Annotated in this window: 24 protein-coding genes; 12 read left to right on the top strand and 12 right to left on the bottom strand. The window is 70.0% G+C overall.

Going from position 1 to position 21,089, the window contains the following annotated elements; translation table 11 throughout:
* The first annotated feature begins 20 nt into the window (after positions 1-20).
* On the top strand, positions 21-581 hold the full coding sequence (gene pyrE / locus F6A08_RS02645) for an orotate phosphoribosyltransferase (RefSeq protein ID WP_017203446.1): 561 nt from the start codon (positions 21-23) through the stop codon (positions 579-581).
* Entirely contained in the window at positions 578-1,480 is a 903-nt protein-coding gene (locus F6A08_RS02650) for an ROK family protein (protein ID WP_151458527.1), read from the top strand. Before pyrE ends, F6A08_RS02650 begins: the two co-directional genes overlap by 4 nt.
* A gap of 19 nt (positions 1,481-1,499) precedes the next feature.
* On the opposite strand, the gene F6A08_RS02655 is transcribed toward F6A08_RS02650, so the two are convergent.
* Entirely contained in the window at positions 1,500-1,802 is a 303-nt protein-coding gene (locus tag F6A08_RS02655) for a hypothetical protein (protein WP_151458528.1), read from the bottom strand.
* Positions 1,803-1,806: 4 nt separating this feature from the next.
* Positions 1,807-2,046: a hypothetical protein gene (locus F6A08_RS02660; protein ID WP_151458529.1), complete on the bottom strand. Its 240-nt coding sequence runs from the start codon at positions 2,044-2,046 to the stop codon at positions 1,807-1,809.
* A 187-nt stretch (positions 2,047-2,233) separates the two neighbouring features.
* Here F6A08_RS02660 and F6A08_RS02665 point away from each other — a divergent pair, with 187 nt between their 5' ends.
* Positions 2,234-3,424 carry an anhydro-N-acetylmuramic acid kinase gene (locus F6A08_RS02665; protein WP_151458530.1) on the top strand — a complete coding sequence of 397 codons (1,191 nt, stop codon included), beginning with the start codon at positions 2,234-2,236 and terminating at the stop codon, positions 3,422-3,424.
* Positions 3,425-3,651: 227 nt separating this feature from the next.
* On the opposite strand, the gene F6A08_RS17605 is transcribed toward F6A08_RS02665, so the two are convergent.
* Genes F6A08_RS17605 through F6A08_RS02690 form a run of 6 tightly spaced genes read right to left on the bottom strand, consistent with a single transcriptional unit; the run spans position 3,652 to position 7,526 of the window.
* A complete protein-coding gene (locus tag F6A08_RS17605) occupies positions 3,652-3,819 on the bottom strand; it encodes a hypothetical protein (protein WP_017203441.1) in 168 nt (55 codons plus the stop codon).
* A complete protein-coding gene (locus tag F6A08_RS02670) occupies positions 3,816-4,394 on the bottom strand; it encodes a YdeI/OmpD-associated family protein (RefSeq protein ID WP_151458531.1) in 579 nt (192 codons plus the stop codon). The genes F6A08_RS17605 and F6A08_RS02670 overlap by 4 nt, the downstream gene beginning before the upstream one ends.
* 1 nt (position 4,395) lies before the next feature.
* The gene (locus F6A08_RS02675) at positions 4,396-5,205 is read right to left on the bottom strand and encodes an HAD-IIA family hydrolase (protein ID WP_017203439.1); all 810 of its coding nucleotides are present in this window, start codon (positions 5,203-5,205) and stop codon (positions 4,396-4,398) included.
* Positions 5,206-5,255: 50 nt separating this feature from the next.
* Positions 5,256-5,888: a metal-dependent transcriptional regulator gene (locus F6A08_RS02680; protein WP_151458532.1), complete on the bottom strand. Its 633-nt coding sequence runs from the start codon at positions 5,886-5,888 to the stop codon at positions 5,256-5,258.
* Between the two features lie 59 nt (positions 5,889-5,947).
* Entirely contained in the window at positions 5,948-6,247 is a 300-nt protein-coding gene (locus F6A08_RS02685; RefSeq protein ID WP_017203437.1) for a hypothetical protein, read from the bottom strand.
* A gap of 19 nt (positions 6,248-6,266) precedes the next feature.
* Positions 6,267-7,526, bottom strand: coding sequence for an Nramp family divalent metal transporter (locus F6A08_RS02690; RefSeq protein WP_151459084.1), 1,260 nt, complete (start codon positions 7,524-7,526; stop codon positions 6,267-6,269).
* A gap of 94 nt (positions 7,527-7,620) precedes the next feature.
* Between F6A08_RS02690 and F6A08_RS02695 the strand changes: the two genes are divergently transcribed.
* Complete coding sequence (locus F6A08_RS02695) at positions 7,621-8,286, top strand: TrmH family RNA methyltransferase (RefSeq protein WP_225855709.1); 666 nt, start codon at positions 7,621-7,623, stop codon at positions 8,284-8,286.
* Between the two features lie 14 nt (positions 8,287-8,300).
* Here the strand turns inward: F6A08_RS02695 and F6A08_RS02700 are convergent, their stop codons facing one another.
* Positions 8,301-8,645 (bottom strand): hypothetical protein, encoded by a 345-nt coding sequence (locus F6A08_RS02700; protein ID WP_151458533.1) that lies wholly within the window; start codon positions 8,643-8,645, stop codon positions 8,301-8,303.
* A 129-nt stretch (positions 8,646-8,774) separates the two neighbouring features.
* The gene (locus F6A08_RS02705) at positions 8,775-10,097 is read right to left on the bottom strand and encodes an MATE family efflux transporter (RefSeq protein ID WP_151458534.1); all 1,323 of its coding nucleotides are present in this window, start codon (positions 10,095-10,097) and stop codon (positions 8,775-8,777) included.
* Between the two features lie 90 nt (positions 10,098-10,187).
* Between F6A08_RS02705 and F6A08_RS02710 the strand changes: the two genes are divergently transcribed.
* From F6A08_RS02710 to F6A08_RS02725, 4 genes are all read left to right on the top strand, one after another.
* A complete protein-coding gene (locus F6A08_RS02710) occupies positions 10,188-10,739 on the top strand; it encodes a DnaJ family domain-containing protein (RefSeq protein ID WP_225855710.1) in 552 nt (183 codons plus the stop codon).
* Positions 10,740-10,803: 64 nt separating this feature from the next.
* Positions 10,804-12,789: a M13 family metallopeptidase gene (locus F6A08_RS02715; RefSeq protein ID WP_151458535.1), complete on the top strand. Its 1,986-nt coding sequence runs from the start codon at positions 10,804-10,806 to the stop codon at positions 12,787-12,789.
* Positions 12,790-12,899: 110 nt separating this feature from the next.
* On the top strand, positions 12,900-13,865 hold the full coding sequence (locus F6A08_RS02720; protein WP_017203430.1) for a serine hydrolase: 966 nt from the start codon (positions 12,900-12,902) through the stop codon (positions 13,863-13,865).
* A 100-nt stretch (positions 13,866-13,965) separates the two neighbouring features.
* The gene (locus F6A08_RS02725) at positions 13,966-14,367 is read left to right on the top strand and encodes a hypothetical protein (protein WP_151458536.1); all 402 of its coding nucleotides are present in this window, start codon (positions 13,966-13,968) and stop codon (positions 14,365-14,367) included.
* A 105-nt stretch (positions 14,368-14,472) separates the two neighbouring features.
* Here the strand turns inward: F6A08_RS02725 and F6A08_RS02730 are convergent, their stop codons facing one another.
* Positions 14,473-15,912 carry an MFS transporter gene (locus tag F6A08_RS02730; protein WP_151458537.1) on the bottom strand — a complete coding sequence of 480 codons (1,440 nt, stop codon included), beginning with the start codon at positions 15,910-15,912 and terminating at the stop codon, positions 14,473-14,475.
* Positions 15,913-15,968: 56 nt separating this feature from the next.
* On the opposite strand from F6A08_RS02730, the gene F6A08_RS02735 reads away from it, so the two are divergent.
* Together F6A08_RS02735 and F6A08_RS02740 are read left to right on the top strand one after the other, a co-directional pair.
* Positions 15,969-16,589, top strand: coding sequence for a hypothetical protein (locus tag F6A08_RS02735; protein WP_151458538.1), 621 nt, complete (start codon positions 15,969-15,971; stop codon positions 16,587-16,589).
* 48 nt (positions 16,590-16,637) lie between these two features.
* A complete protein-coding gene (locus F6A08_RS02740; RefSeq protein ID WP_017203426.1) occupies positions 16,638-17,327 on the top strand; it encodes a GNAT family N-acetyltransferase in 690 nt (229 codons plus the stop codon).
* A 12-nt stretch (positions 17,328-17,339) separates the two neighbouring features.
* Here F6A08_RS02740 and F6A08_RS02745 read toward each other — a convergent pair whose 3' ends face one another.
* Positions 17,340-18,809, bottom strand: coding sequence for a peptide MFS transporter (locus tag F6A08_RS02745; RefSeq protein WP_151458539.1), 1,470 nt, complete (start codon positions 18,807-18,809; stop codon positions 17,340-17,342).
* A 114-nt stretch (positions 18,810-18,923) separates the two neighbouring features.
* On the opposite strand from F6A08_RS02745, the gene F6A08_RS02750 reads away from it, so the two are divergent.
* Both F6A08_RS02750 and F6A08_RS02755 read left to right on the top strand, forming a co-directional pair.
* The gene (locus F6A08_RS02750) at positions 18,924-20,309 is read left to right on the top strand and encodes a glycine--tRNA ligase (protein WP_017203424.1); all 1,386 of its coding nucleotides are present in this window, start codon (positions 18,924-18,926) and stop codon (positions 20,307-20,309) included.
* 1 nt (position 20,310) lies between these two features.
* The gene (locus tag F6A08_RS02755) at positions 20,311-21,033 is read left to right on the top strand and encodes a V-type ATP synthase subunit I domain-containing protein (protein WP_151458540.1); all 723 of its coding nucleotides are present in this window, start codon (positions 20,311-20,313) and stop codon (positions 21,031-21,033) included.
* The last annotated feature ends 56 nt before the right edge of the window (positions 21,034-21,089 follow it).

Here is a 21,089-nt window from a genome sequence, read left to right on the forward strand (position 1 = left end):
TGCCTCCTACACTGGATGCCGTGACCGCACTCGACGCAGACCGCCAGACCCTTCTCGACCTCATCAAGGATGAGGCGGTGTTCCACGGTGACTTCACCCTCTCCAGCGGCAAGAAGGCGACGTACTACGTCGACATGCGCAAGCTCACGCTGGACCACCGCGCAGCACCCGCGATCGGCCGCATCATGCTCGACCTGATCGGCGACCTCGACGTGGTCGCTGTGGGGGGCCTGACGCTCGGCGCCGACCCGATCGCGAACTCGGTCCTGCACGCCTCGGTCGGCACCGACCGTCCGCTCGACGCGTTCGTCGTGCGCAAGGAGCCCAAGGACCACGGTCGCGGCCGCCAGATCGAGGGCGCGGACGTCAAGGGCAAGCGCGTCGTCGTCCTGGAAGACACGTCCACCACCGGGCAGTCCGCGCTCAAGGCTGTCGAGGCGCTCCGCAAGGAGGGCGCCGAGGTCGTCGCGGTCGCGGTGATCGTCGACCGCAAGACCGGAGCCCAGGCGGCCATCGAGGCCGAGGGTCTGGAGTGGCGCGCGGCGTTCGACCTCGACGATCTCGGACTCGACCCCCAGTGACCCGTTACGCGCTGGCCGTCGACGTCGGCGGCACGAAGATGGAGGCCGCGCTCGTCTCCGAGGACGGTGCGCTCGTCGACGGCAGTCGGAGCCGTCAGGCGACCGGCCGCGAAGCCACGCCCGCCTCGCTGAACGCCGCGGTCGTCGCGATCGTCGAGCACGCCCTCGCGGCACTGCCCGCCGATGCCGAGCTCGTCGGTGCCGGCATCGGCAGCGCGGGTCCGGTCGACCGCACACGCGGCGAGATCATGCCCGTGAACATGCCGCTCGCCCGAGGATTCGGCCTGGTCGAGGCGGTCGCGACGGCCGCAGCCGTCGTCCTGGGGCGCGAGATCCCGACGACGCTCGGCCATGACGGGGGTGCTCTCGCGCTCGCCGAATCGTGGCTCGGCGCCACGCAGGAGGCCGGGGCGTCGTTGTCGATCGTCGTCTCCACCGGTGTCGGCGGAGGCTTCGTGGTCGGCGGCGCCTACGTGCCCGGTGCCACCGGGAACGCCGGCCACCTCGGTCAGGTGCGCCGCGAGGGTGGGCTCACCCTCGAGGAGATCGCTTCGGGCCCGGCGAGTGCCGCGTGGGCGCGGGAACAGGGCTGGAGCGGGGCGACCGGCGAAGACCTCGCCCGGGATGCCGCGGCCGGTGTCGCGGTCGCCCGCGCCGCGATCGAGCGTTCGGCAAGGGCAGTCGGCGAAGCCTTGGCGGATGCCGCGACCCTCGTCGACCTGGATGTCGTGGCTATCGGCGGCGGCTTCTCTCGTGTCTCCTCCGACTACATCGACCTCGTGCAGCAGGCGCTCACCGCGAGTGCGGCGCACGACTACTCCCGTCGGACCCGCGTGGTGCGCTCGGGACTCGGCGACGAGGGCCCGCTCATCGGCGCCGCCGCTCTCGTCCTGCGGTAGATCTGTCAGCGGATCGCGCTCATCGGCGCGAGGTGAGCAGGTGCCGGGGTGGTCCTTCGAGTCGCGCGACGGCGATCTTGAGGTCGGTGACGTCGGTCGCGATGGCGTCGATGCGGGTGCTCAGCTTGTCGTCGACGGCGTCGATGCGGGTGCTCAGCTTGTCGTCGACGGCGTCGATCCGGGTGCTCAGCTTCTCGTCGACGGCGTCGATGCGGTCGTCGATGCGGCGGACCATCCAGGCGCCGGCGGCGAAGAGGCTGGTGGTGAGCGTGAGGACGACGCCGATTGCGCTCAAGATGATGGTGAGGGTCTCCGGGCTCACGGGTTCACCCTCTCCCGGTGGTGAGCAGGTGCCGGGGTGGTCCTTCGAGTCGCGCGACGGCGATCTTGAGGTCGGTGACGTCGGTCGCGACCGCGTCTATGCGGGTGCTCAGCTTGTCGTCGACGGCGTCGATCCGGTCGTCGATGCGGCGGACCATCCAGGCGCCGGCGGCGAAGAGGCTCGTGCCGAGGGTGAGCACGATGCCGATCGCGCTGACGACGATCGCGAGAACCTCCGTGGACACGTTTGCTCTCCTCTGCAGATGGGTGTGACGATGACGTTACGCCGCCCTCGCTGGGGTGCGCGGCGGTATTCCAGCATCTGTGAACAGGTCGCCAGGATCGCGAGGCGTGGAGGAGACAAACGGCGGAGTATTTTTACATCCGAAGGGCCACTCCTGTACTTTTAGTACAACGTACGGAGGAGAACTGATGCGCGTCCTGGGACTGATCTCCGGCACCTCGCACGACGGGATCGACGCCGCCGTCGTCGACTTCACGACGAACGGGGGCTTCACCGCGCACGGCGTCGACCTCCGTGGCGCGGTGCTCGCATCCACGAGCGTGCCCTACAGCCCGGAGCTGCGGGCGCGCCTCATCGCGGCGCTGCCACCGGCGCAGACCACGCTCGCCGAGGTCGCCGAGCTCGACACGCTCATCGGGCAGGCGTTCGCCGAGGTCGCGGCCGACATCGCCGTGGAGGTCGGCGGCGTCGACGCGGTGTGCTCGCACGGGCAGACGGTCTACCACTGGGTCGATGGCGCGCACGCGCTCGGCACGCTCCAGATCGGTCAGCCGGCCTGGATCGCGGAGAGGGTCGGCGCACCGGTGGTGTCCGACATCCGCATCCGCGACATCACCGCGGGTGGCCACGGTGCCCCGCTCGTGTCGTTCCTCGACGAGCTGCTGCTCCGTGGACGAGCCGGCGTCTCCGCAGCCCTCAACCTCGGCGGCATCTCCAATATGACGGTGGTGCGCGAGGGCGAACTCGTCGCCTACGACATCGGCCCCGCGAACGCCCTGGTCGACGCGGTCATCGTCGAACACGACCTCAACCCGCTCGGCTACGACGACGACGCCGCGATCGCCCGCACGGGACAGATCGACGATCCGCTTCTCGACGCGATGCTCGCCGACCCGTACTACGCGCTGACCCCGCCGAAGAGCACCGGCAAGGAGCACTTCCATCTCGCCTACGTGCACGAGCACCTCGCAGCACAGGGACGCGAGATCGCGGTCGCCGATGTCGTGCGCACGCTCACCGAGCTCACGGTCCGCACCGTCGCGCGCGACGTCGCGGCCGCGGGCATCGGGTTCCTCGCGGTCTCCGGCGGCGGCTGCCGGAACCCGCTGATCCTCGATGGCCTTCGTGCCGCGCTGCCGGAGACCGAGGTCGTGCTGGCCGACGAACTCGGCGCCGCGGCCGACAGCAAGGAGGCCATCCTCCTCGCGCTCATCGGCTGGTCGACCATGCACGGCGTTGCCGCCATCGTCCCCGGCGGCACGGGCGCCCGCGAGCCCCGCATCCTGGGCACGATCACCCCGGGGGCCGGTCCGCTGCAGATGCCGGAGCCGGTCGCGGCCATCGACTCCCTCACGCTCGCGGAGGCGTCGGCCTCCTGACCGCGGCCTGTCGCGCGCGCCGCCCCGCCTTTCGCCCCGCACGGATGTCGGGCGGATGGACGGATGCCGGGCGGAAACAGCCGGATCCGTCCGACATCCGTGAACCGGTCCGACATCCGTACCGATGGACGGGGCGATGAACGGACGGATGGACGGGTGCCGGGCGGAAGCGGCCGGATCCGTCCGACATCCGTGAACCGGTCCGACATCCGTACCGACGGACGGACTCAGCGGGAGCGGTCGTCCTCGTCCCAGGGGCCTTCCCACCAGCCCGCGCGGCCGTCGCCGTCCTCGCCGCGGCTGCGGCGGGAGCGCACGAACTGCACGACGAACACCACGAGCGTCGTCAGCAGGATCACGAACGCGACGAGGAAGATGAGGTCGCTCTGGTTCACGGTCGCTTCCCTTCCGCGGCATCCGCCACGATCTTCGCGATGCGGGCGGTCCGGGTCTCCGGCCGCTTCGCCATCGCGATGTGCGTGAGACCGAACTTCTTCACCGAGGCCGGGAAGGCGTCCCAACCCTCACGGGCCGCGGGGACGGCATCGAGCGCGGCGGTGAGCTCCTCGGGCTCGACCCCCGCCTCCGGGCCGTCGAGCAGGGTCCAAGATCCGTTCGCCTTCGCCGTCTCCAGCGCGCGGATGCCGGCAGGGGCGAGCAGCCCCTCCGCCTCGAGCTCGGCGATGCGCGCCTTGTTGGTCGCCGCCCATCCGCTGCCGGGCCGCCGCGGCGAGAACCACTGCCCGTTGGCACGCTGCGGCGTCCCCTCGCCGAACACCCGGACCGGACCGTCGATCCACCCGAAGCACAGCGCCTGTCGCACCGCGTCCTCGTAGCCGACGCCCGTGCTGCTCCCGCGGACGCTCAGCAGCCACACGCCGTTCCCGCGTTCGTGGTTCTCCTCGAGCCAGGCGCGCCAGGCCGCGGCATCCGCTGCCGTGACCTGCTCGCCGTCGTCGAGGGCGCCCACGTCAGTCCTCGTCGATCGTGGCGATCGTTCCGGTGACCATCGGCAGCAGATCGGCCACGGAGTCGACGATCTCGTCCGGGCGGAACGGGTACTTCTCGATCTCCGCCTGATCGCTGATGCCCGTGAGGACCAGCACCGTGTGCAGGCCCGCTTCGATGCCGGCGACGATGTCGGTGTCCATGCGGTCGCCGATCATCCCGGTCTTCTTCGAGTGGGCGCCGATCTTGTTCAGCGCCGAGCGGAACATCATCGGGTTCGGCTTGCCCACCACATAGGGCTCCTTGCCGGTCGCCTTCGTGATGAGCGCGGCGATGGCCCCGGTGGCGGGGAGCACGCCGTCGGCGCTCGGTCCCGTCGCGTCCGGGTTGGTCACGATGAAGCGGGCGCCGTTGATGATGTGCCTGATCGCCTTCGTGATCGCCTCGAACGAGTAGTTGCGCGTCTCTCCGACGACCACGAAGTCGGGGTCGGTCTCGGTCATGATGAACCCCGCCTCGTGCAGCGCGGTGAGGATGCCGGCCTCGCCGATCACGAAGGCCGAACCGCCGGGAAGCTGCTGCGCGAGGAAGTCGGCGGTCGCGAGCGCTGAGGTCCAGATGCGGTCCTCCGGCACGACCAGACCGCTGGTGCGGAGCCGGGCGGAGAGGTCGCGGGCGGTGAAGATCGAGTTGTTGGTGAGCACGAGGTAGGGGATGCCGTCGCGCTCCCAGCCCGCGAGCATCTCAGACGCCCCGGGGATGGCGGTGTTCTCATGCACGAGAACGCCGTCCATGTCGGTCAGCCAGCATTCGATGTCGTCGCGGTGTCCCATGGGGACAGCCTAGAGGGCCGGTGTTTCCCGCACGTGAATGCGGGCTGGAGCTAGGCGCTGAGCCACACCACGCTGTCGGCGCCGTCGGGGAGCGGGCGAGCGGTGCCCTCGAGCTCGACGCCCGAGTCCGTGACCGCGACGGTCGACCCCACCGTGAGTCCCAGCGCCTCGAGCGCACGCAGGAGCTCGGGGTCCCGGTCGTCGACGCGGAGCACGTGGCCGGTGTGTCCGGCGGGGGCGTCGGCGAGCAGGACGAACGGCTCGCGCTCGATGCGACCGTCGGCATCCGGGATCGCGTCGCCGTGGGGGTCGAAGCGCGGGCGGCCCAGGCGTGCGTCGATGCCCTCGAGGAGACGGTCGCTGATGGTGTGCTCGAGCACCTCGGCCTCGTCGTGCACCTCGTCCCAGCCGTAGCCGAACTCCTGCACCAGCCAGGTCTCGATCAGCCGGTGCCGGCGGACCATGGCCAGAGCGCGCACGGTGCCGGCCTCGGTCAGCCGCACGGCACCGTAGGGCACGTGCGAGACGAGACCGGCGGCGGCGAGCTTCTTCACCATCTCCGTGACGGACGACGGGGCGATGCCGAGCTTCGCGGCCAGGACCGACGGCGTGATCGGAGCGTCCTGCCACTCGGTGTGCGCGTAGACGGTCTTCAGATAGTCGTCAGCTGCCGGGGATGCCACCGGACCAGCCTACGTGGTACCGCCGGGCGCCCCACGAACCGGGTCGGTCCGCGGCGCCGTCAGTTCGCGACCGCGACGAGGATGCCGAACGCCGCCTGTCCGGCGAAGAACACCACGAGGAAACCGAGGAGGGCGGCCGCGAGCGAGAGCCGGCCGTCGAACCCGTCCACCTCGGCCATCCCGATCTTGCGCGCGCGGAACGCGAGCACGAGCGTGACGATGCCGAGCGCGAGCTGCACCCACGGGGCGCCGAGGCCGATGACCTTCGGGAAGGCGATCAGCACCCCGCCGATGACCCCGGTCGCGAAACCGATCCACGTGAGGATGCGGACGGTGCGGCGGGCGTTCTCGGCGGACATGCCTCGAGCCTATCCGCGGTCAGGCTCCGGTCAGCACCAGCCAGAGCAGCGCTCCGTTCAGGGCGATCAGCAGCACGGATGCGAGGATGCCGGCTGCGGTGGTCCATCGCCGATTCGCCCAGACCCCGAGCGTCCGCCGCTGCGCCGTGAGCGCCACCAGCGGGATCAGCGCGAACGGGATGCCGAAGGACAGCACGACCTGGCTCAGCACGAGGGCGAGCGTCGGATCGACACCTGCGCCGAGGATGACGAGCGCCGGGATGAGGGTCACGAGTCGTCGCGCGAGCAGCGGGATGCGCACGTGCAGGAGTCCGTGCATGATCTCCGCGCCGGCGTACGCACCCACCGAGGTCGACGCCAGGCCGGAGGCGAGGAGTCCGACGGCGAAGAAGGTGGCGACGACGGGGCCGAGCCCTGCGGCCAGGGCGGCGTGCGCCCCCTCCAGGGAATCGGTGCCGTCGACACCGGCGAGGTTGGCGGCGGCCAGCAGCAGGATCCCGAGGTTGACGGATCCGGCGATCACCATCGCGATCGAGACATCCCAGCGGGTCGCGGTGAGCAGACGGCGGATGCGCGACGCCTCGGTGCGCACGGCCTCATCGCCCGTGTGGGCGGTGGTGGCGCCGAAACGGTCGCGGGCGAGAGACGAGTGGGCGTAGATCGCGTGGGGCATGATGGTCGCCCCGAGGATCGACGCGGCGAGGAGGACCGAGCCGGTCCCCTCGAAGCGCGGGACGAGACCGCCGAGCACGCCGGCGGGGTCGGGCGGCGCCACGAAAAGCCCTGCGAGGAAGCCGATCGTGATGATCATCATGAGCGCGATGATCACGAACTCGAACGGCCGCGCACCACGGCGGCTCTGCACAGCGAGCAGGATCATCGATACCGCGCCCGTGATCAGGCCGCCCAGCAGCAGCGGCACATCGAACAGCAGGCTCAGCGCCACCGCGCCGCCGATCACCTCGGCGAGATCGGTGGCCATCGCGACCAGCTCGGCCTGCAGCCAATAGGCCCGCCGTGCCCACGGCCGGCGCAGGCGCGCACCCAGCACTTCGGGCAGGCTCTGCCCGGTGACGACGCCGAGCTTGGCGGAGAGGTACTGGATCAGCCAGGCCATGACGTTGCCGGCGACGACGATCCACACCAGCAGATAGCCGTACTGGGCCCCCGCGGTCATGTTGCTGGCCACGTTGCCGGGGTCGAGGTAGGCGACGCCGGCGACGAGTGCGGGTCCGAGCAGCCAGAGGCTGCGCGGGGGCGCGGCGGCGGTCGGCGTCATGGCGGCGTCGAGATTTTTAGGCACACCGAAACCGTAGCGTATTTTTCGGCGTACCTAAATATCTTGCGTCGCGCCGCGGAGATAGCCTGGCCTGATGGATGCCGCTGCTCTGACGAACCCGACGCCGGAGGGACCCGGCGGCTCCGCCGCGCAACCCGGATACGGCGTCGGACCCTGGCCCGGCGGTTCGGACGCGTGGCCGGTGGGGGAGCAGTACGACCCGGAACTGCTCGCCGAAGGCGACACGAGGAACGTGATCGATCGCTACCGCTACTGGCGGATGGAGGCGATCGTGGCCGACCTCGACACGCACCGGCACCCGTTCCACGTGGCGATCGAGAACTGGCAGCACGACATGAACATCGGCTCCATCGTGCGCAGCGCGAACGCGTTCCTCGCGGACACCGTGCACATCATCGGCCGACGCCGATGGAACAAGCGCGGGGCCATGGTCACCGACCGGTACCAGCACGTCGTGCACCATGAGGACGTCGCGGCCTTCACCGCCTGGGCGACCGCCGAGGGGATCCCGATCATCGCGGTCGACAACGTCGAAGGGGCCGTTCCCGTGGATCGAGCCGAACTCCCGCGCTCCTGTGTGCTGCTGTTCGGACAGGAGGGGCCGGGGCTGTCCGCAGAGGCGCTCGCTGCGGCATCCGCTCACATCGAGATCACCCAGTACGGCTCGACCCGGTCGATCAACGCCAGCGCAGCCGCCGCGGTGATCATGTACGAGTGGTGCCGCCGCTACGCGTCCTGAACGCGGCGGCGCACTCAGCCGCGGTCGATGCCGAAGATGTGACGATAGATCGCACTGACGTCACGATCGAGGTGGTCGATGCGGTCGTGGATGGCGCGGATCTCGGTGCGCACGTTCGCGAACTCGCTTCCCGACTCGGCACGCACGCTCGCGAACTCGTTCCGGAATTCCGTGCGCACGCTCGCGAACTCGTTCCGGAACTCGGTGCGCACGCTGTCGAACTCGGTGCGGAACTCGGTGCGCACGCTGTCGAACCCGTTCTGCATCGTCCGCAGGAACATCGTCGACATGAGTGTCATCGTGCCGAACATCGCAGCGGCGAAGACGCCGATCAGCGTCCAGACCTGTGGTTCCGTCATCCCCAGCATCCCTTCAGTGTCCCTCGATCATGGGCGAGGGGCCAGGGTTCCGGGACGTAGTATTCCGCCGGATCCAGCGGTTGGGGAGAAGTCCTCAGCTCGGCGGACTGTGCAGACGCGGGGCGGGCATCAGCCTGCGGCGGCGAGCCATCGCCCGGAGCGCACCCGCCAGCCGAGGGTGCCCAGACGGGCGAGCAGGTACACGCCGAAGAACGCGACCGCGAGCCAGACGAGCCCGGCCACGCCGTCGACGCCGACCGCGGCGATGATCCACAGCGCGGGAAGGAACGGCACGAGGTTCAGGCCGCCGGCGATCGCCAGGTACCGGGCGTCGTTCGCCCCCATGAGCACGCCGTCCAGCACGAACACGACCCCCGCGACGGGCTGCGCGACCGCGAGGACGAGCAGGGCGGGCTGCACGAGCGCCGCGACGCGCGGGTCGCCCGTGAAGACGATCCCGAGCACGCCGGACAGCGCCGCGATCAGACCGCCGACCACCACGCCGAACCACGCGCCCCACGCCACCGTGCGCGCCAGCACGCGATGCACCTGCGTCTCGTCGCCGGCGCCGAGCTCTTTGCCGATCAGGGCCTGCGCCGCGATCGCCAGGGCGTCCAGCGCGAATGCGGCCGCGGAGAAGATGGTGAACACGATCTGCCACCCGGCCAGCTCGTCGGTGCCGATCCCGGTCGCGACGCCGACCGTCGCGAGCAGCGCGACGCGCAGACTCACGGTGCGCAGGAACAGCCAGCCGCCGGACGCGGCGGTGCTGCGCAGTCCATCGCGTCGCGCCCGCAGCGAGGCGCTGTGTCTCGTGGCCAGACGGCGGATGACCAGCACGTAGGCGGCCACCATGCCCCACTGCGCCGTCACGGTGCCGGCGGCCGACCCCGCGATCCCCCAGCCGAGACCGTAGATGAAGAGCCAGTTCAGCAGCGCGTTGGCGCCGAAGCCCAGGCCGGCGATCCACAGCGGCGTCATGGTGTCCTGCATGCCGCGCAACAGACCGGTCGCGGCGAACACGATGAGCATCGCCGGCAGCCCCCACATCGAGATGACGAGGTAGTCGTCGGCCTGTGCTGCCACGGCGTCGCTCGCGCCGAACAGCGAGACGAGCCACGGCGAGGAGACCGCGCCGACCACCGCGAGCACGGCTCCGAGGCCCAGCGCGAGCCACATCCCGTTGATCCCGACCGACACAGCCTCGCCGGGCTGCCCCGCCCCGAAACGCCTGGCCACCGCGGGCGTGGTGGAGTAGGCCAGGAACACCATGAGCCCGACGATCGTCTGCAGCACGGCCCCGGCGATGCCGAGTCCGGCGAGCGGCGTCGTGCCCAGGTGGCCGACCAGTGCGGCATCCACGATCAGGAAGGCGGGTTCGGCGATCAGTGCGCCCAGCGCGGGGACCGCCAGACGCAGGATCTCTCTGTTGAGGGAGGCGCGCGCGGTCATCCTCCGAGCCTATGACCTCAGCACCGCCGCCCTCCCCGCCGATGCCACGGTCGTAGGGTGGAACCACACCGGATGCTGCGGAGGTGCATCATGACGGATCCCCGGGAGGCGGCCGCGCGGTATCGCGCGCGACAGCGTCAGGCCCAGAGCGCGGACCGCGGCGAGGACGGCGGAACACCGCCGGGGATCGCTGCGGCGGTGGATCGCGCCGCCTTCATCGAGACCGCGATCCAGGTCGCGATCCGCCGCGGGGAGTTCGACGACCTGCCCGGCGCGGGCAAGCCGCTCGAAGGCCTGGGCACCCACCACGATCCGGACTGGTGGATCCGCCGCAAGATCGAGACCGAGAACCTCACCGGCCTCGGCCCTCCCGCCATCCTGCTGCGCACCGAGGACCGCGAGCTGGACGATCAGCTCGACCTGCTCGGCCGCGAATCCGACGTGCGGGACGTCGTCGAGGACTTCAACCGCCGGGTGCGGGAAGCGCGGCGACAACTGCAGGGCGGGCCACCCGTCGTCACCTCTCCTCGAGACGTGGATGCCGAGGTGGCCGCGTGGGCCGAACGTCGGGCCGCCCGCACCGCAGCAGCCCCTGCTGAGGAGCCGCGACGCCGGCGCTTCGGTCGTCGCCGCCGCACCTGACCCGAAGCCTCGTCAGCTGCCCGCCATCGACACGAAGGGGGAGGGGCGTCATAGGCTGGGGCGCATGACTGATGTGCTTCCCGCGGGCCTCGCCCTTGATGAGTTCAGCTCCGACATCCGCCCGCAGGACGACCTCTACCGGCACGTGAACGGTGCCTGGCTCGCCCGCACCGAGATCCCGGGTGACAAGGCGCGCTGGGGTTCATTCCACCTGCTGGCCGAGCAGGCCGAGAAGGACGTCCGCGCGATCATCGAGGAGTCGCAGGACGCAGAGGAGGGCACGCTCGCCCGCAAGATCGGCGACCTGTTCGCCAGCTTCATGGACACCGAGCGCATCGACGCCGCCGGCGTCGCGCCGCTGGCCGAGACGCTCGCCGAGATCGACGCGATCGACGGCATCCCCGCCCTTCTGCGCACCGTCGGTGCCTATGATCGCGACGGCCGCGCCGCCGTGATCGGGCTCTACGTCGACGGCGACCCGGGCAACCCTGAGCGCTACCTGCCGGTGCTCGTGCAGGCGGGCCTCTCCCTGCCGGACGAGAGCTACTTCCGACTCGACACGTTCACCGACACGCGCGCCGCCTACCGCGCCCACCTGGAGCGCCTGCTCGACCTTGCGGGCGTGCCGGACGCGGCGGCGGACGCGGAGCGCTCGATCGCGCTCGAGACGGAACTGGCCGGTCACCACTGGGACAACGTACGCAGCCGCGACGCTGTTGCGACGTACAACCTCAAGACGTGGGACGAGCTGCAGGAACTCGCCGGCGTCGACCTGACGCCGTGGCGCGATGCCGTCACCCCGTCCAACCCCCGCGCTTTCGACGAGGTCGTCGTGTCGCAGCCCAGCTTCTTCGAGGGACTCGGCTCGCTGCTCACCCCGGAGCGCCTGGACGACTGGAAGGCCTGGTTGCGGGCCAAGGTCGTGCACGCGGCCGCCCCGTACCTGACGGACGATCTCGTGCTGGAGAACTTCTCCTTCTACGGCACCGAGCTCACCGGCGTCCCGACGATCCGGGAGCGCTGGAAGCGCGGCGTCTCGCTCACCGAGGGTGCGCTCGGCGAGGCCATCGGCAAGGTCTACGTCGAGCGCCACTACCCGCCGACGGCAAAAGCCGCGATGGATGAGCTGGTCGCGAACCTCATCGAGGCGTACCGGCAGAGCATCACCGACCTCGAGTGGATGACGGCCGAGACCCGCGAGCGCGCGCTGGCCAAACTCGACTCCTTCACGCCGAAGATCGGCCACCCCGCGGTGTGGCGCGACTACTCGAGCCTCGAGATCGACCGGGAGGACCTGTTCGGGAACGTCCGCCGCGCCGCGATCTTCGAGCACGACCGCAACGTCGACAAGGTCGGCAAGCCGATCGATCGCGACGAGTGGCACATGCCCCCGCAGATGGTCAACGCGTACTACAACCCCTCGATGAACGAGATCGTCTTCCCCGCCGCGATCCTGCAGTATCCGTTCTTCGACGCCGGGCGCGACGCCGCCGCGAACTACGGCGGGATCGGCGCGGTGATCGGCCACGAGATCGGACACGGCTTCGACGACCAGGGCAGCCGGTACGACGGCGACGGTCGGCTCGAGGACTGGTGGACCGACGCCGACCGTGCGGCGTTCGAAGAGCGGACCAAGGCGCTCATCGCTCAGTACGACGCCCTCGTGCCGGAGGGCCTCGACGCCGAGCACCACGTGAACGGCGCCCTGACGATCGGCGAGAACATCGGCGACCTCGGCGGACTCGGCATCGCGCTCAAGGCCTACGAGCTGTCGCTGCGCTCCGACTCCGCGGTCCCTGAGCCTGCCGAAGGGCCGGTCATCGACGGGTACACCGGTGTGCAGCGCCTTCTGCTGTCCTGGGCGCAGGTGTGGCAGCAGAAGAGCCGCGACGCCGAGACGCTGCGGCTGCTGACGATCGACCCGCACTCGCCGAACGAGTTCCGCTGCAACCAGATCGTGCGCAACATCGACGCCTTCTATGAGGCCTTCGGTGTCGCCGAGGAGGACGCGCTCTGGCTCCCCGAGTCCGAGCGGGTGACCATCTGGTGACCAATCACCGCCGTCTGTGAAGCGCGCCCCGGCGGTGGGGTTACGATAGCCCTGCCGTCGGGAGCGCTCCCGCCGGTATCCCGCACATCCCTCCCTCCTAAGGATCACGCGTGGGCGCTCTCGAGCCTGGTGAAGGGTTCCGCAACTCCTCGGCACCCGACTCTCTCGGCGATGCCCACGGCGCGTCCGAACACGGCCGTCGCTCGCAGCGCACCAGTCGCCGTGTCCCCCGTCGTGCCGCGGCCGGTCGTCGATCCTTCACCTCCACGCTGCGCGCGCTGGAGGGCCTGGTGGACTCGGGAGCGCAGGTCTCCGTGCACGTCGTCGACCTCGACAGCCACGTGCACGTGCTCGCCGGCGACGACCACGTCACGATGCCCGTCGGCGGTCTCGGCGTCGTCCCGCTGCTGATCGAGGTGGCGGCCGGTTTCGAGGACGGCACGCTCGATCCGTTCGAGATCGTCGACCGCACGAGTGTCGAGGCGGTGGAGAGCTCGGGACTGTGGCGGCACCTGCACGCACCCGCACTGCCGCTGGAAGACCTGGCGGTGCTGGCCGCGACCGCGGGGGATCCGATCGCCGTCAACGCGCTGCTGCAGAGGGTCGGACACGACAGGGTGCGCGAGCGCATCGAGTCGCTCGGGCTGCGGCGCACGGCCCTGCTCGACCGGTTCCGCGACCGCCGCGGACCCGATGACGCTCCGCAGGTCGCCGTGGGGTCGGCGCGGGAGTTCGCCGGACTCTTCTCCGCCCTGGTCAACTCGCAGGCCGTCGACGCCGCCGTCAGCGCACAGGTGTCGGAGTGGCTGAGCCTGAACCAGGATCTGAGCCTGGTCGCGGCATCCACGGGGTTGGATCCGTTCGCCCATGATCACGATGCGCACGGCCTGCTGTTCGTCAACAAGACCGGCCGCGATCGGGGTGTCCGGGCCGAAGCCGGTGTACTCGCGGGCCCGCGTGCCGGCGTGGCGTACGCGCTCATCGTCTGCTTCGACGACCTCTCGATCACGCACCGCCTGCGTGCACACGATGCCTTCCGGGTGCTCGGCGTCGAGCTCATGGAGTACACCCACTGACGCGCGCTCGCGCGAGATCAGGCGTTCACGCCGCATCAGGCGAGTTGCTGCGCGATCTGCCTGTTCTCGCCTATCCGCCTGATCTCGCTAGCATCGGGGGATGCCCCACGCCGACTGGACTCCGCACCGCCGCGACGACGGCGAGCTGCTCGGCTGGATCCATCCGGAGGGCGGCAGCTGGGTCGCCGTCGATGTGCTCGGACGCCGGGTGTCCGCCCCGGGCGAGTGGCTGGACGCCGAGTCCGCGCTGGAGGAGCACGGCATCGCCTGGCTCGCCGATCCGTGGATGCTCGAGGGGGAGGCTGACCGTCCGCTGCGCGTGCGTATCCTGGAGGTGACGCCGGATGAGGAGGGCACCCCGGGACGCATCGTCGCGAAGGTGGACGACTTCGGCGACATGAGCCGCCCCGCGACCGCGCGGTTCACTCTGTCGTGGCCGATCCCCGACCGGCTGCGGCCGCCGCGCGCCGACGACCCGGACCCGCGGACGATCTCCCGCTGAGCCTGCCGCGCGTCGCAGATCCGCCGGATGTCGCACGCCTTCGCGGGATCCGTGCGACCTCGACGCGAATCCGCGACCGGGCGGCGGGTCAGTTCGGGCGGCGGGTCAGTTCGGGAGGGAGGGATGCTGCTCGGCGCTGCGCTGCTTCGGGATGAAGAGCGACAGCACCACGGCGACGATGCCGGCCGCGATCGCGAGCCAGAAGCACACCTCGAACGCGGTGCGGGTGGGCACGGCGACGCCGTCGACGTCGATGCTCATCGCCGCGAGCACCCCGCCCATGACCGCGGAGGCCGTCGAGGTGCCGACCGAGCGGAAGAGGGCGTTCAGTCCGTTGGATGCGCCGGTCTCGTTCGCGGGCACCGACCGCATGATGATCATCGGCATGGCGGCGAACGTGAACCCGATGCCGACGCCGATGAAGATGTTCGCGACGAAGATGTGCCACACCTCCGAGGACCACAGCAGCACGAACACGTAGGCGAGCACGATCGCACCCGCCCCGACCGTGAACAGCGGCCGCGGACCCACCGTGCGCTCGAGCCAGCCCGACAGCGGCGAGATGACCATCATCACCAGTCCCGCCGGCATGATCACGAGCGACGCCGCCACCATGTCGAGGCCGAATCCGGCTCCGCCGACGGGCATCTCCAGCAGCTGTGGGAACGTCACGTTCGAGGCGAACAGCGCGAAGCCCATCCCGATCGCGGCGATGTTCGTGAAGAGCACGGCCGGGCGAGCGGCGACGCGCAGGTCGAGCAGCGGGTCCTGGGTGCGCAGCTGGTACCAGCCCCACACCAGCAGCACGGCGAGGCCCCCGATGATGCAGACGAGCGTGATCGGCGAGGTCCATCCCCACTCGGCGCCGCGCGAGACGAAGAGCAGGATGCCGGTGAGGCCGATCGCGAGCCCGATGGCCCCCAGCACGTCGAGGCGTCCGGGGGAGCGGAGCACGTCCTCGGGGATGACGACGAGCACGAGCACGAGTCCGATGACGCCGAGCGCGGCTGCGAGCCAGAACAGCATGTGCCAGTCGGCGTTCTCGGCGAGAAGTGCGGCCACCGGCATCCCGACCGCGCCGCCGACGCCCATGGTCGCGCTCATCAGGGCCACCGCGGTGCCGAGCCGCTCCGGGGAGAGCACGTCGCGCATGATCGCGATGCCGAGCGGGACGACGCCGGTCACGGCGCCCTGCAGCGCGCGGCCGATGATGACGCCGATGATCGAGCCCGAGACGGCGGCGATCACGGATCCGACGATGAGGATCGCGAGCAGCACGATCACGACCCGGCGCTTGCCGTACATGTCACCCAGCCGGCCCGAGATCGGCGTCGCCACGGCGGCCACGAGCAAGGTGATGGTGACTACCCAGGTGGTGTCCTCGCGGGAGGAGTTCAGCAGCTGGGGAAGCTCGGCCTGCAGCGGCACCACGAGCGTGAACATGAACGACGAGCACAGGCCGGCGAACGCCAGCACCGCGATGATCGCCCACCGCGGCGGGGTACGGGAGAGGCGTTTCCTGGCTCTGTAGTCGTTCGCACCCACCGGCTCAGGCTATCGACGTTCCCGACCTCCCGGGGCCGATGTGGTTGCATGGCCGGATGACCGACGACACCGCGCCCGCGCAGCACCCCGCCGACTCCGCGTACCACCGCAGGCTCCCGATCGGCGAGGTTCTCGATGCCTCCGCGGTCGCGGAGGGGCTGCCGTGGGCGTTCGAGAGCATCACGATGCGACCGCTCGAGCCGATGCTGATCCCCGAGAAGCCGCGTGCGGGCGAGCTGGATCCGGACGAGTGCGGACACTGCGGCCCGAGCGTGCACACGATCTGGCACGACGACCTCTGGCAGGTGCGAGCGGGCTGGGACGTCGGCGGGCTGCCGTTCATCGGCGGGGTCGCACCGCGCGATCACTGGCTGCTGGAGAACGCTCCGGCGGCGGTGCTGGCGGGTCTGGGGCCTCTGATGCAGCGCGTGTCGCAGGCCGTCAAGAGCATCCCGGGCGTCGCTCGCTGTCACTTCGGCCGCTGGAACGACGGTTCCGCGCACATGCACCTGTGGGCGCTGGCCCGCCCGGAGGGGATGATGCAGGGCCGCGGCGCAGTGCTGGCGTTCTGGGACGAGATCCTGCCGCCGCTGCCGCCGGCGATGGCGGAGGACCACCTCCGCATCGTCGCGGAGGCCCTCGCCGCGGGCGGGGGCGAGGCGTTCCCGCACCGCTGACCCGGAGTCGGTTTCCCCGAACGCGCCGAGGAGGGGCAGACTGGGACCGTGCGAACCATCCGCGATCTCGACACCGTTGAACTCATCCTCGACGCGCAGGGCCTGCTCGACTCCATCCGGGGTCCGCAGCGCGTGGTGGATGCCGGAACCCTGCGCGCCCTGCAGCAGTCGGGTAACTACGTCGTCGGCTTCTTCGACGGCGAGGGCGACGAGGAGCGCATGGTCGGCGCCTCCATCGCGTTCTTCGGCGAGCCGGCCCGACGTGCGATGCACTCGCACATCACCGCACTGCTGCCGGAGTACCGCGGGCGCGGCTGGGGCCGCGAGCTCAAGGAGCACCAGCGTCAGTGGGCGTTCTCGCGCGACGTCGGCCGCATCACCTGGGTGTTCGATCCGCTGGTGGCGCGCAACGCGCACTTCTTCTTCACGGTGCTGGGCGCCCGCGCCACCGGGTACTCGGTGAACCGCTACGGCATCTTCGGCGGCGGTGACGCGGGCGACGAGAGCGACCGGCTCGATGTCGAGTGGGCGCTCGCCGACATCGCCAAGCCGCCGGCGGACGACGCGGTGGTGGAGACCCTGGAGATCCCGGCCGACATCGAGGCGCTGCGCGTGTCCGACCCGGCGGCCGCGCACGAGTGGCGCCTGCGCCTGCGTGCACAGATGGAGGGTCTGCTCGGCAGCGGCCTGCACATCGCGGGCTACGACAACGAACGCGGTTACCTCTTCACCGCTTGAGCTCCCGCCGACTCAGCGCACCCCGCGCATGAGCTTCAGCACGGGCTTCACGCTCAGCAGCAGTCCGATGCCGACGACGATCGCGATGCCGCCGAGGATCGAGAAGAAGGGCACTTCGTCGTCCGGGTCGTAGAACTGCACGAGCCAGCCGGAGATCGCCGTGCCCAGGGCGATCGACAGGAAGAACAGCGCGACCATCTGGGTGCGGAACACGGTCGGTGCGAGCTTGGTGGCCGCCGACAGGCCGACCGGGGAGATGAGCAGCTCCGCCACGGTGAACACGAAGAGGATCCCGACGATCGCGAGCAGCGGCGTGGAGTTCTCCCCTCCGCCGGCGAACGGCAGGAACAGCAGGAACGCGGATCCCATGATGATCGCCGCGAGCGCGAACTTCACCGGGGTCGAGGGCTGACGCGTGCCGAGTCGGGTCCAGATCGCCGCGAAGACGCCGGACAGGATGATGATGAACACCGGGTTGATCGACTGCACCCAGGACACCGGCATCTCCCAGCCGAACAGGTTCCGGTCCAGGCGCTGGTCGGAGTAGATCGTGAGCACGGTGAACTGCTGCTGGTACAGCGACCAGAACGCGACGCTGGTGATGAAGAGCGGCAGGAAGCCCCACACCCGTGATCGCTCGGTGGCGTCGATGCGACGGCTGCCGAGGATCACCGAGAAGTAGGCGATCGTGGCCACGACCGTGACGCCGATCACCAGGGTGGCCAGGTTGTCGGCGCGGATCACTCCGGTCAGCACCAGGACGGCGATGAGCACCACCGCGGCGCCGGCCAGGAGTCCGACGAGGCGGTAGCGGGAGGTGGGGAGTGGATTCGGAACCTCCCGCGTCGTGGCGGGCAGGGCCTTGCGGCCGAACGAGTACTGGATGAGTCCCAGTGTCATCCCGAGCGCTGCGAGACCGAAGCCCCAGTGGAATCCGAGCGTGGACTGCAGGAGTCCGGTCAGGAGCGGGCCGAGGAAGGCGCCCAGGTTGATGCCGAGGTAGAAGAGCGAGAACCCCGCATCTCGGCGCGGGTCGTCGGCGCTGTAGAGACTGCCGACGACCGATGTCGCGTTCGCCTTCAGCCCACCGGATCCGAGGGCCACGAGCACGAGGCCGACTCCGACCCCGACAGCGCCGGGGATCAGGGCGAGGGCGAGGTGCCCGGCCACGATCACCATCGCGCTCACGAACAGCACGCGCTCCGCGCCGAACAGGCGGTCCGCGATCCAGGCGCCGAGGATCGTCGACAGGTATACCGATCCCCCGTAGGCGCCGAGGATGCCACCCGCGACCGCCTTGGGGATGCCGAGTCCGCCCTCGGTCACCGAGAAGTAGAGGTAGATGAGCAGGATGCCCTGCATGCCGTAGAAGCTGAACCGCTCCCACATCTCCACTCCGAAGATGTGCACCAGCGACCAGGGCTGCCCGAAGAACCGGGTGTCGTCGTCGCGGTTCGGCCGTGTGCGCGCGGGAGTGGTCATGCCAGGACGGTACTCCGCGACCGGCCCCGGGGCCAGGGCACCGCGCGAGACCACCGATAGAATGAGATGCCCGTGTTCACGGGATTCCTCCCGCATCCGACCATTGGAGCCACCATGGCCGAACAGTCCCGCCTCGACAAGGTCATCGCCCTCGCCCGCCACCGCGGGTTCGTGTTCCAAGCGGGTGAGATCTACGGCGGTTCTCGATCGGCCTGGGACTACGGGCCCCTCGGCACGGAGCTCAAGGAGAACATCCGTCGGCAGTGGTGGCAGACGTTCGTGCGCGGTCGCGGCGACATGGTCGGCCTCGACTCCAGCATCATCCTTCCCAAGCGCGTGTGGGAGGCCTCCGGCCACGTCGCGACCTTCACCGACCCGCTGGTCGAGTGCCTGCAGTGTCACAAGCGCTTCCGTGCGGACAACCTCATCGAGGACTTCGAGGCGCGCAAGGGACGCAAGGCCGAGAACGGCCTCGCCGACATCCCCTGCCCGAACTGCGGCACCAAGGGGCAGTACACCGAGCCGAAGGCCTTCTCCGGTCTGGTGAAGACGTACCTCGGCGTCGTGGACGACGAGTCGGGCCTGTACTACCTGCGCCCCGAGACGGCGCAGGGCATCTTCGTGAACTTCTCGAACGTGCTCACCGCCAGCCGCAAGAAGCCGCCGTTCGGCATCGGTCAAGTCGGCAAGGCTTTCCGCAACGAGATCACCCCCGGCAACTTCATCTTCCGCACCCGCGAGTTCGAGCAGATGGAGATCGAGTACTTCACACCGCCGGCTGAGGCCCAGGAGTGGTTCGAGCACTGGGTCGAGGCCTGCTGGAACTGGTTCATCGATCTGGGTATCGACCCGGAGAATATGCGTCAGTTCGACGTGCCGGAAGACGACCGTGCGCACTACTCGGCCGGCACGATCGACGTCGAGTACAAGTTCGGCTTCGCGGGCAAGGAGTGGGGCGAGCTCATGGGTGTCGCCAATCGCACCGACTACGACCTCTCCAGCCACAGCGAGGCGTCGGGTCAGAGCCTCACATTCTTCGACCAGGCGACGGGCGAGCGCTACACCCCGTACGTGATCGAGCCGTCGTTCGGCCTCACCCGCGCGATGATGGCCTTCCTCGTGGACGCGTATGTCGAGGAGCAGGTGCCCAACGCCAAGGGCGGCACCGACACCCGCACGGTGCTCAAGCTCGACCCGCGCCTCGCTCCGGTCAAGGCCGCGGTGCTGCCGCTGTCGCGCAACGAGAAGCTGTCGCCGCTGGCCCGCGAGGTGGCCGACACGCTCCGCAGCTCGTGGGCCGTCGACTTCGACGACGCCGGTGCGATCGGCCGTCGCTACCGCCGCCAGGACGAGATCGGCACCCCGTTCTGCGTCACGGTCGACTTCGACTCGCTCGACGACCGCGCCGTCACCGTGCGCGACCGCGACACCATGGCGCAGGAGCGCGTCTCGATCGACGAGCTGCACGCCTACCTTGCGGAGCGCCTCCGCGGCGCGTGACGTGACGGCACCGGGGGGAGCCGGCGCACGGGGGGAGTCGTCGCCCGTGCGTCCGGTCGCGGCCATCGTGCTCGGCGCGCTCGCCGTGTCGTGGATGATCCTCACGGTGCTCGACCTGCGGGAGAACGACGGCGCGGGGCCCATCATCGCGATGTTCGGCATCCCGGCGCTCGCCGCCGCGGTCATCATCCAGATCGTGATGATGCGGCTGGGGGAGCGCAAGCGCGTGCCGAAGGCCGTGCTCTGGTGGGTGCTCGCGGTGCTGCCGCTCGGGACCCTGGCGGGCTTCGTCGTCGCGATCCTCCGCGACCCGGACTACTTCATCGCGGACGAAGGCCCCTGGATGCTGATCTGGGTGCCGATCTTCATCGTCGTAGGGCTGCTGCTCGGCGCCCTCGTCTGGTTCTTCTTCGTGTTCCCACTCGTGTCGCTCGTGACGGTGATCCGCATGATCGCGCGCGGGGAGGCCAAGCCCGGCGCCCTCATCATGCCGATCGTGCTGCTGAGCCTCGGGGTGCTGAGCATCGTGGGCGGACTCTCGATCGACACGGACAGCAGCGGCCGCGCGTCGTGGGGATCGATCATCGCCGCGTTCCTCGGTCTCCCCGGGAACTACGAGGTGATCTGGGAGCCCGGCATGTGGATCGTCCGCGGCATCGTCCTCGCGATCATCCTCCTCTTCGCCGTCCCCGCCGCCCACTCCCGCCTCCGCCCTTCTTCTTGACGCTGAGACCCCGGGTTTCCGTCGAGACCCCGGGGTGCGTGCGCGGGTACGCCGGG

Origin of the sequence: Microbacterium algeriense, from assembly GCF_008868005.1 — a bacterium.
Taxonomy (GTDB): Bacteria; Actinomycetota; Actinomycetes; order Actinomycetales; family Microbacteriaceae; genus Microbacterium; species Microbacterium algeriense.

Coding starts and splice junctions, on each gene's coding strand:
- F6A08_RS02665 (WP_151458530.1), top strand. CDS start 2,234: ATGCGCGTCCTGGGACTGATCTCCGGCACCTCGCACGACGGGATCGAC.
- F6A08_RS02675 (WP_017203439.1), bottom strand. CDS start 5,205: ATGGGACACCGCGACGACATCGAATGCTGGCTGACCGACATGGACGGC.
- F6A08_RS02685 (WP_017203437.1), bottom strand. CDS start 6,247: ATGTCCGCCGAGAACGCCCGCCGCACCGTCCGCATCCTCACGTGGATC.
- F6A08_RS02690 (WP_151459084.1), bottom strand. CDS start 7,526: ATGACGCCGACCGCCGCCGCGCCCCCGCGCAGCCTCTGGCTGCTCGGA.
- F6A08_RS02695 (WP_225855709.1), top strand. CDS start 7,621: ATGGATGCCGCTGCTCTGACGAACCCGACGCCGGAGGGACCCGGCGGC.
- F6A08_RS02700 (WP_151458533.1), bottom strand. CDS start 8,645: ATGACGGAACCACAGGTCTGGACGCTGATCGGCGTCTTCGCCGCTGCG.
- F6A08_RS02705 (WP_151458534.1), bottom strand. CDS start 10,097: ATGACCGCGCGCGCCTCCCTCAACAGAGAGATCCTGCGTCTGGCGGTC.
- F6A08_RS02710 (WP_225855710.1), top strand. CDS start 10,188: ATGACGGATCCCCGGGAGGCGGCCGCGCGGTATCGCGCGCGACAGCGT.
- F6A08_RS02715 (WP_151458535.1), top strand. CDS start 10,804: ATGACTGATGTGCTTCCCGCGGGCCTCGCCCTTGATGAGTTCAGCTCC.
- F6A08_RS02725 (WP_151458536.1), top strand. CDS start 13,966: ATGCCCCACGCCGACTGGACTCCGCACCGCCGCGACGACGGCGAGCTG.
- F6A08_RS02735 (WP_151458538.1), top strand. CDS start 15,969: ATGACCGACGACACCGCGCCCGCGCAGCACCCCGCCGACTCCGCGTAC.
- F6A08_RS02745 (WP_151458539.1), bottom strand. CDS start 18,809: ATGACCACTCCCGCGCGCACACGGCCGAACCGCGACGACGACACCCGG.
- F6A08_RS02750 (WP_017203424.1), top strand. CDS start 18,924: ATGGCCGAACAGTCCCGCCTCGACAAGGTCATCGCCCTCGCCCGCCAC.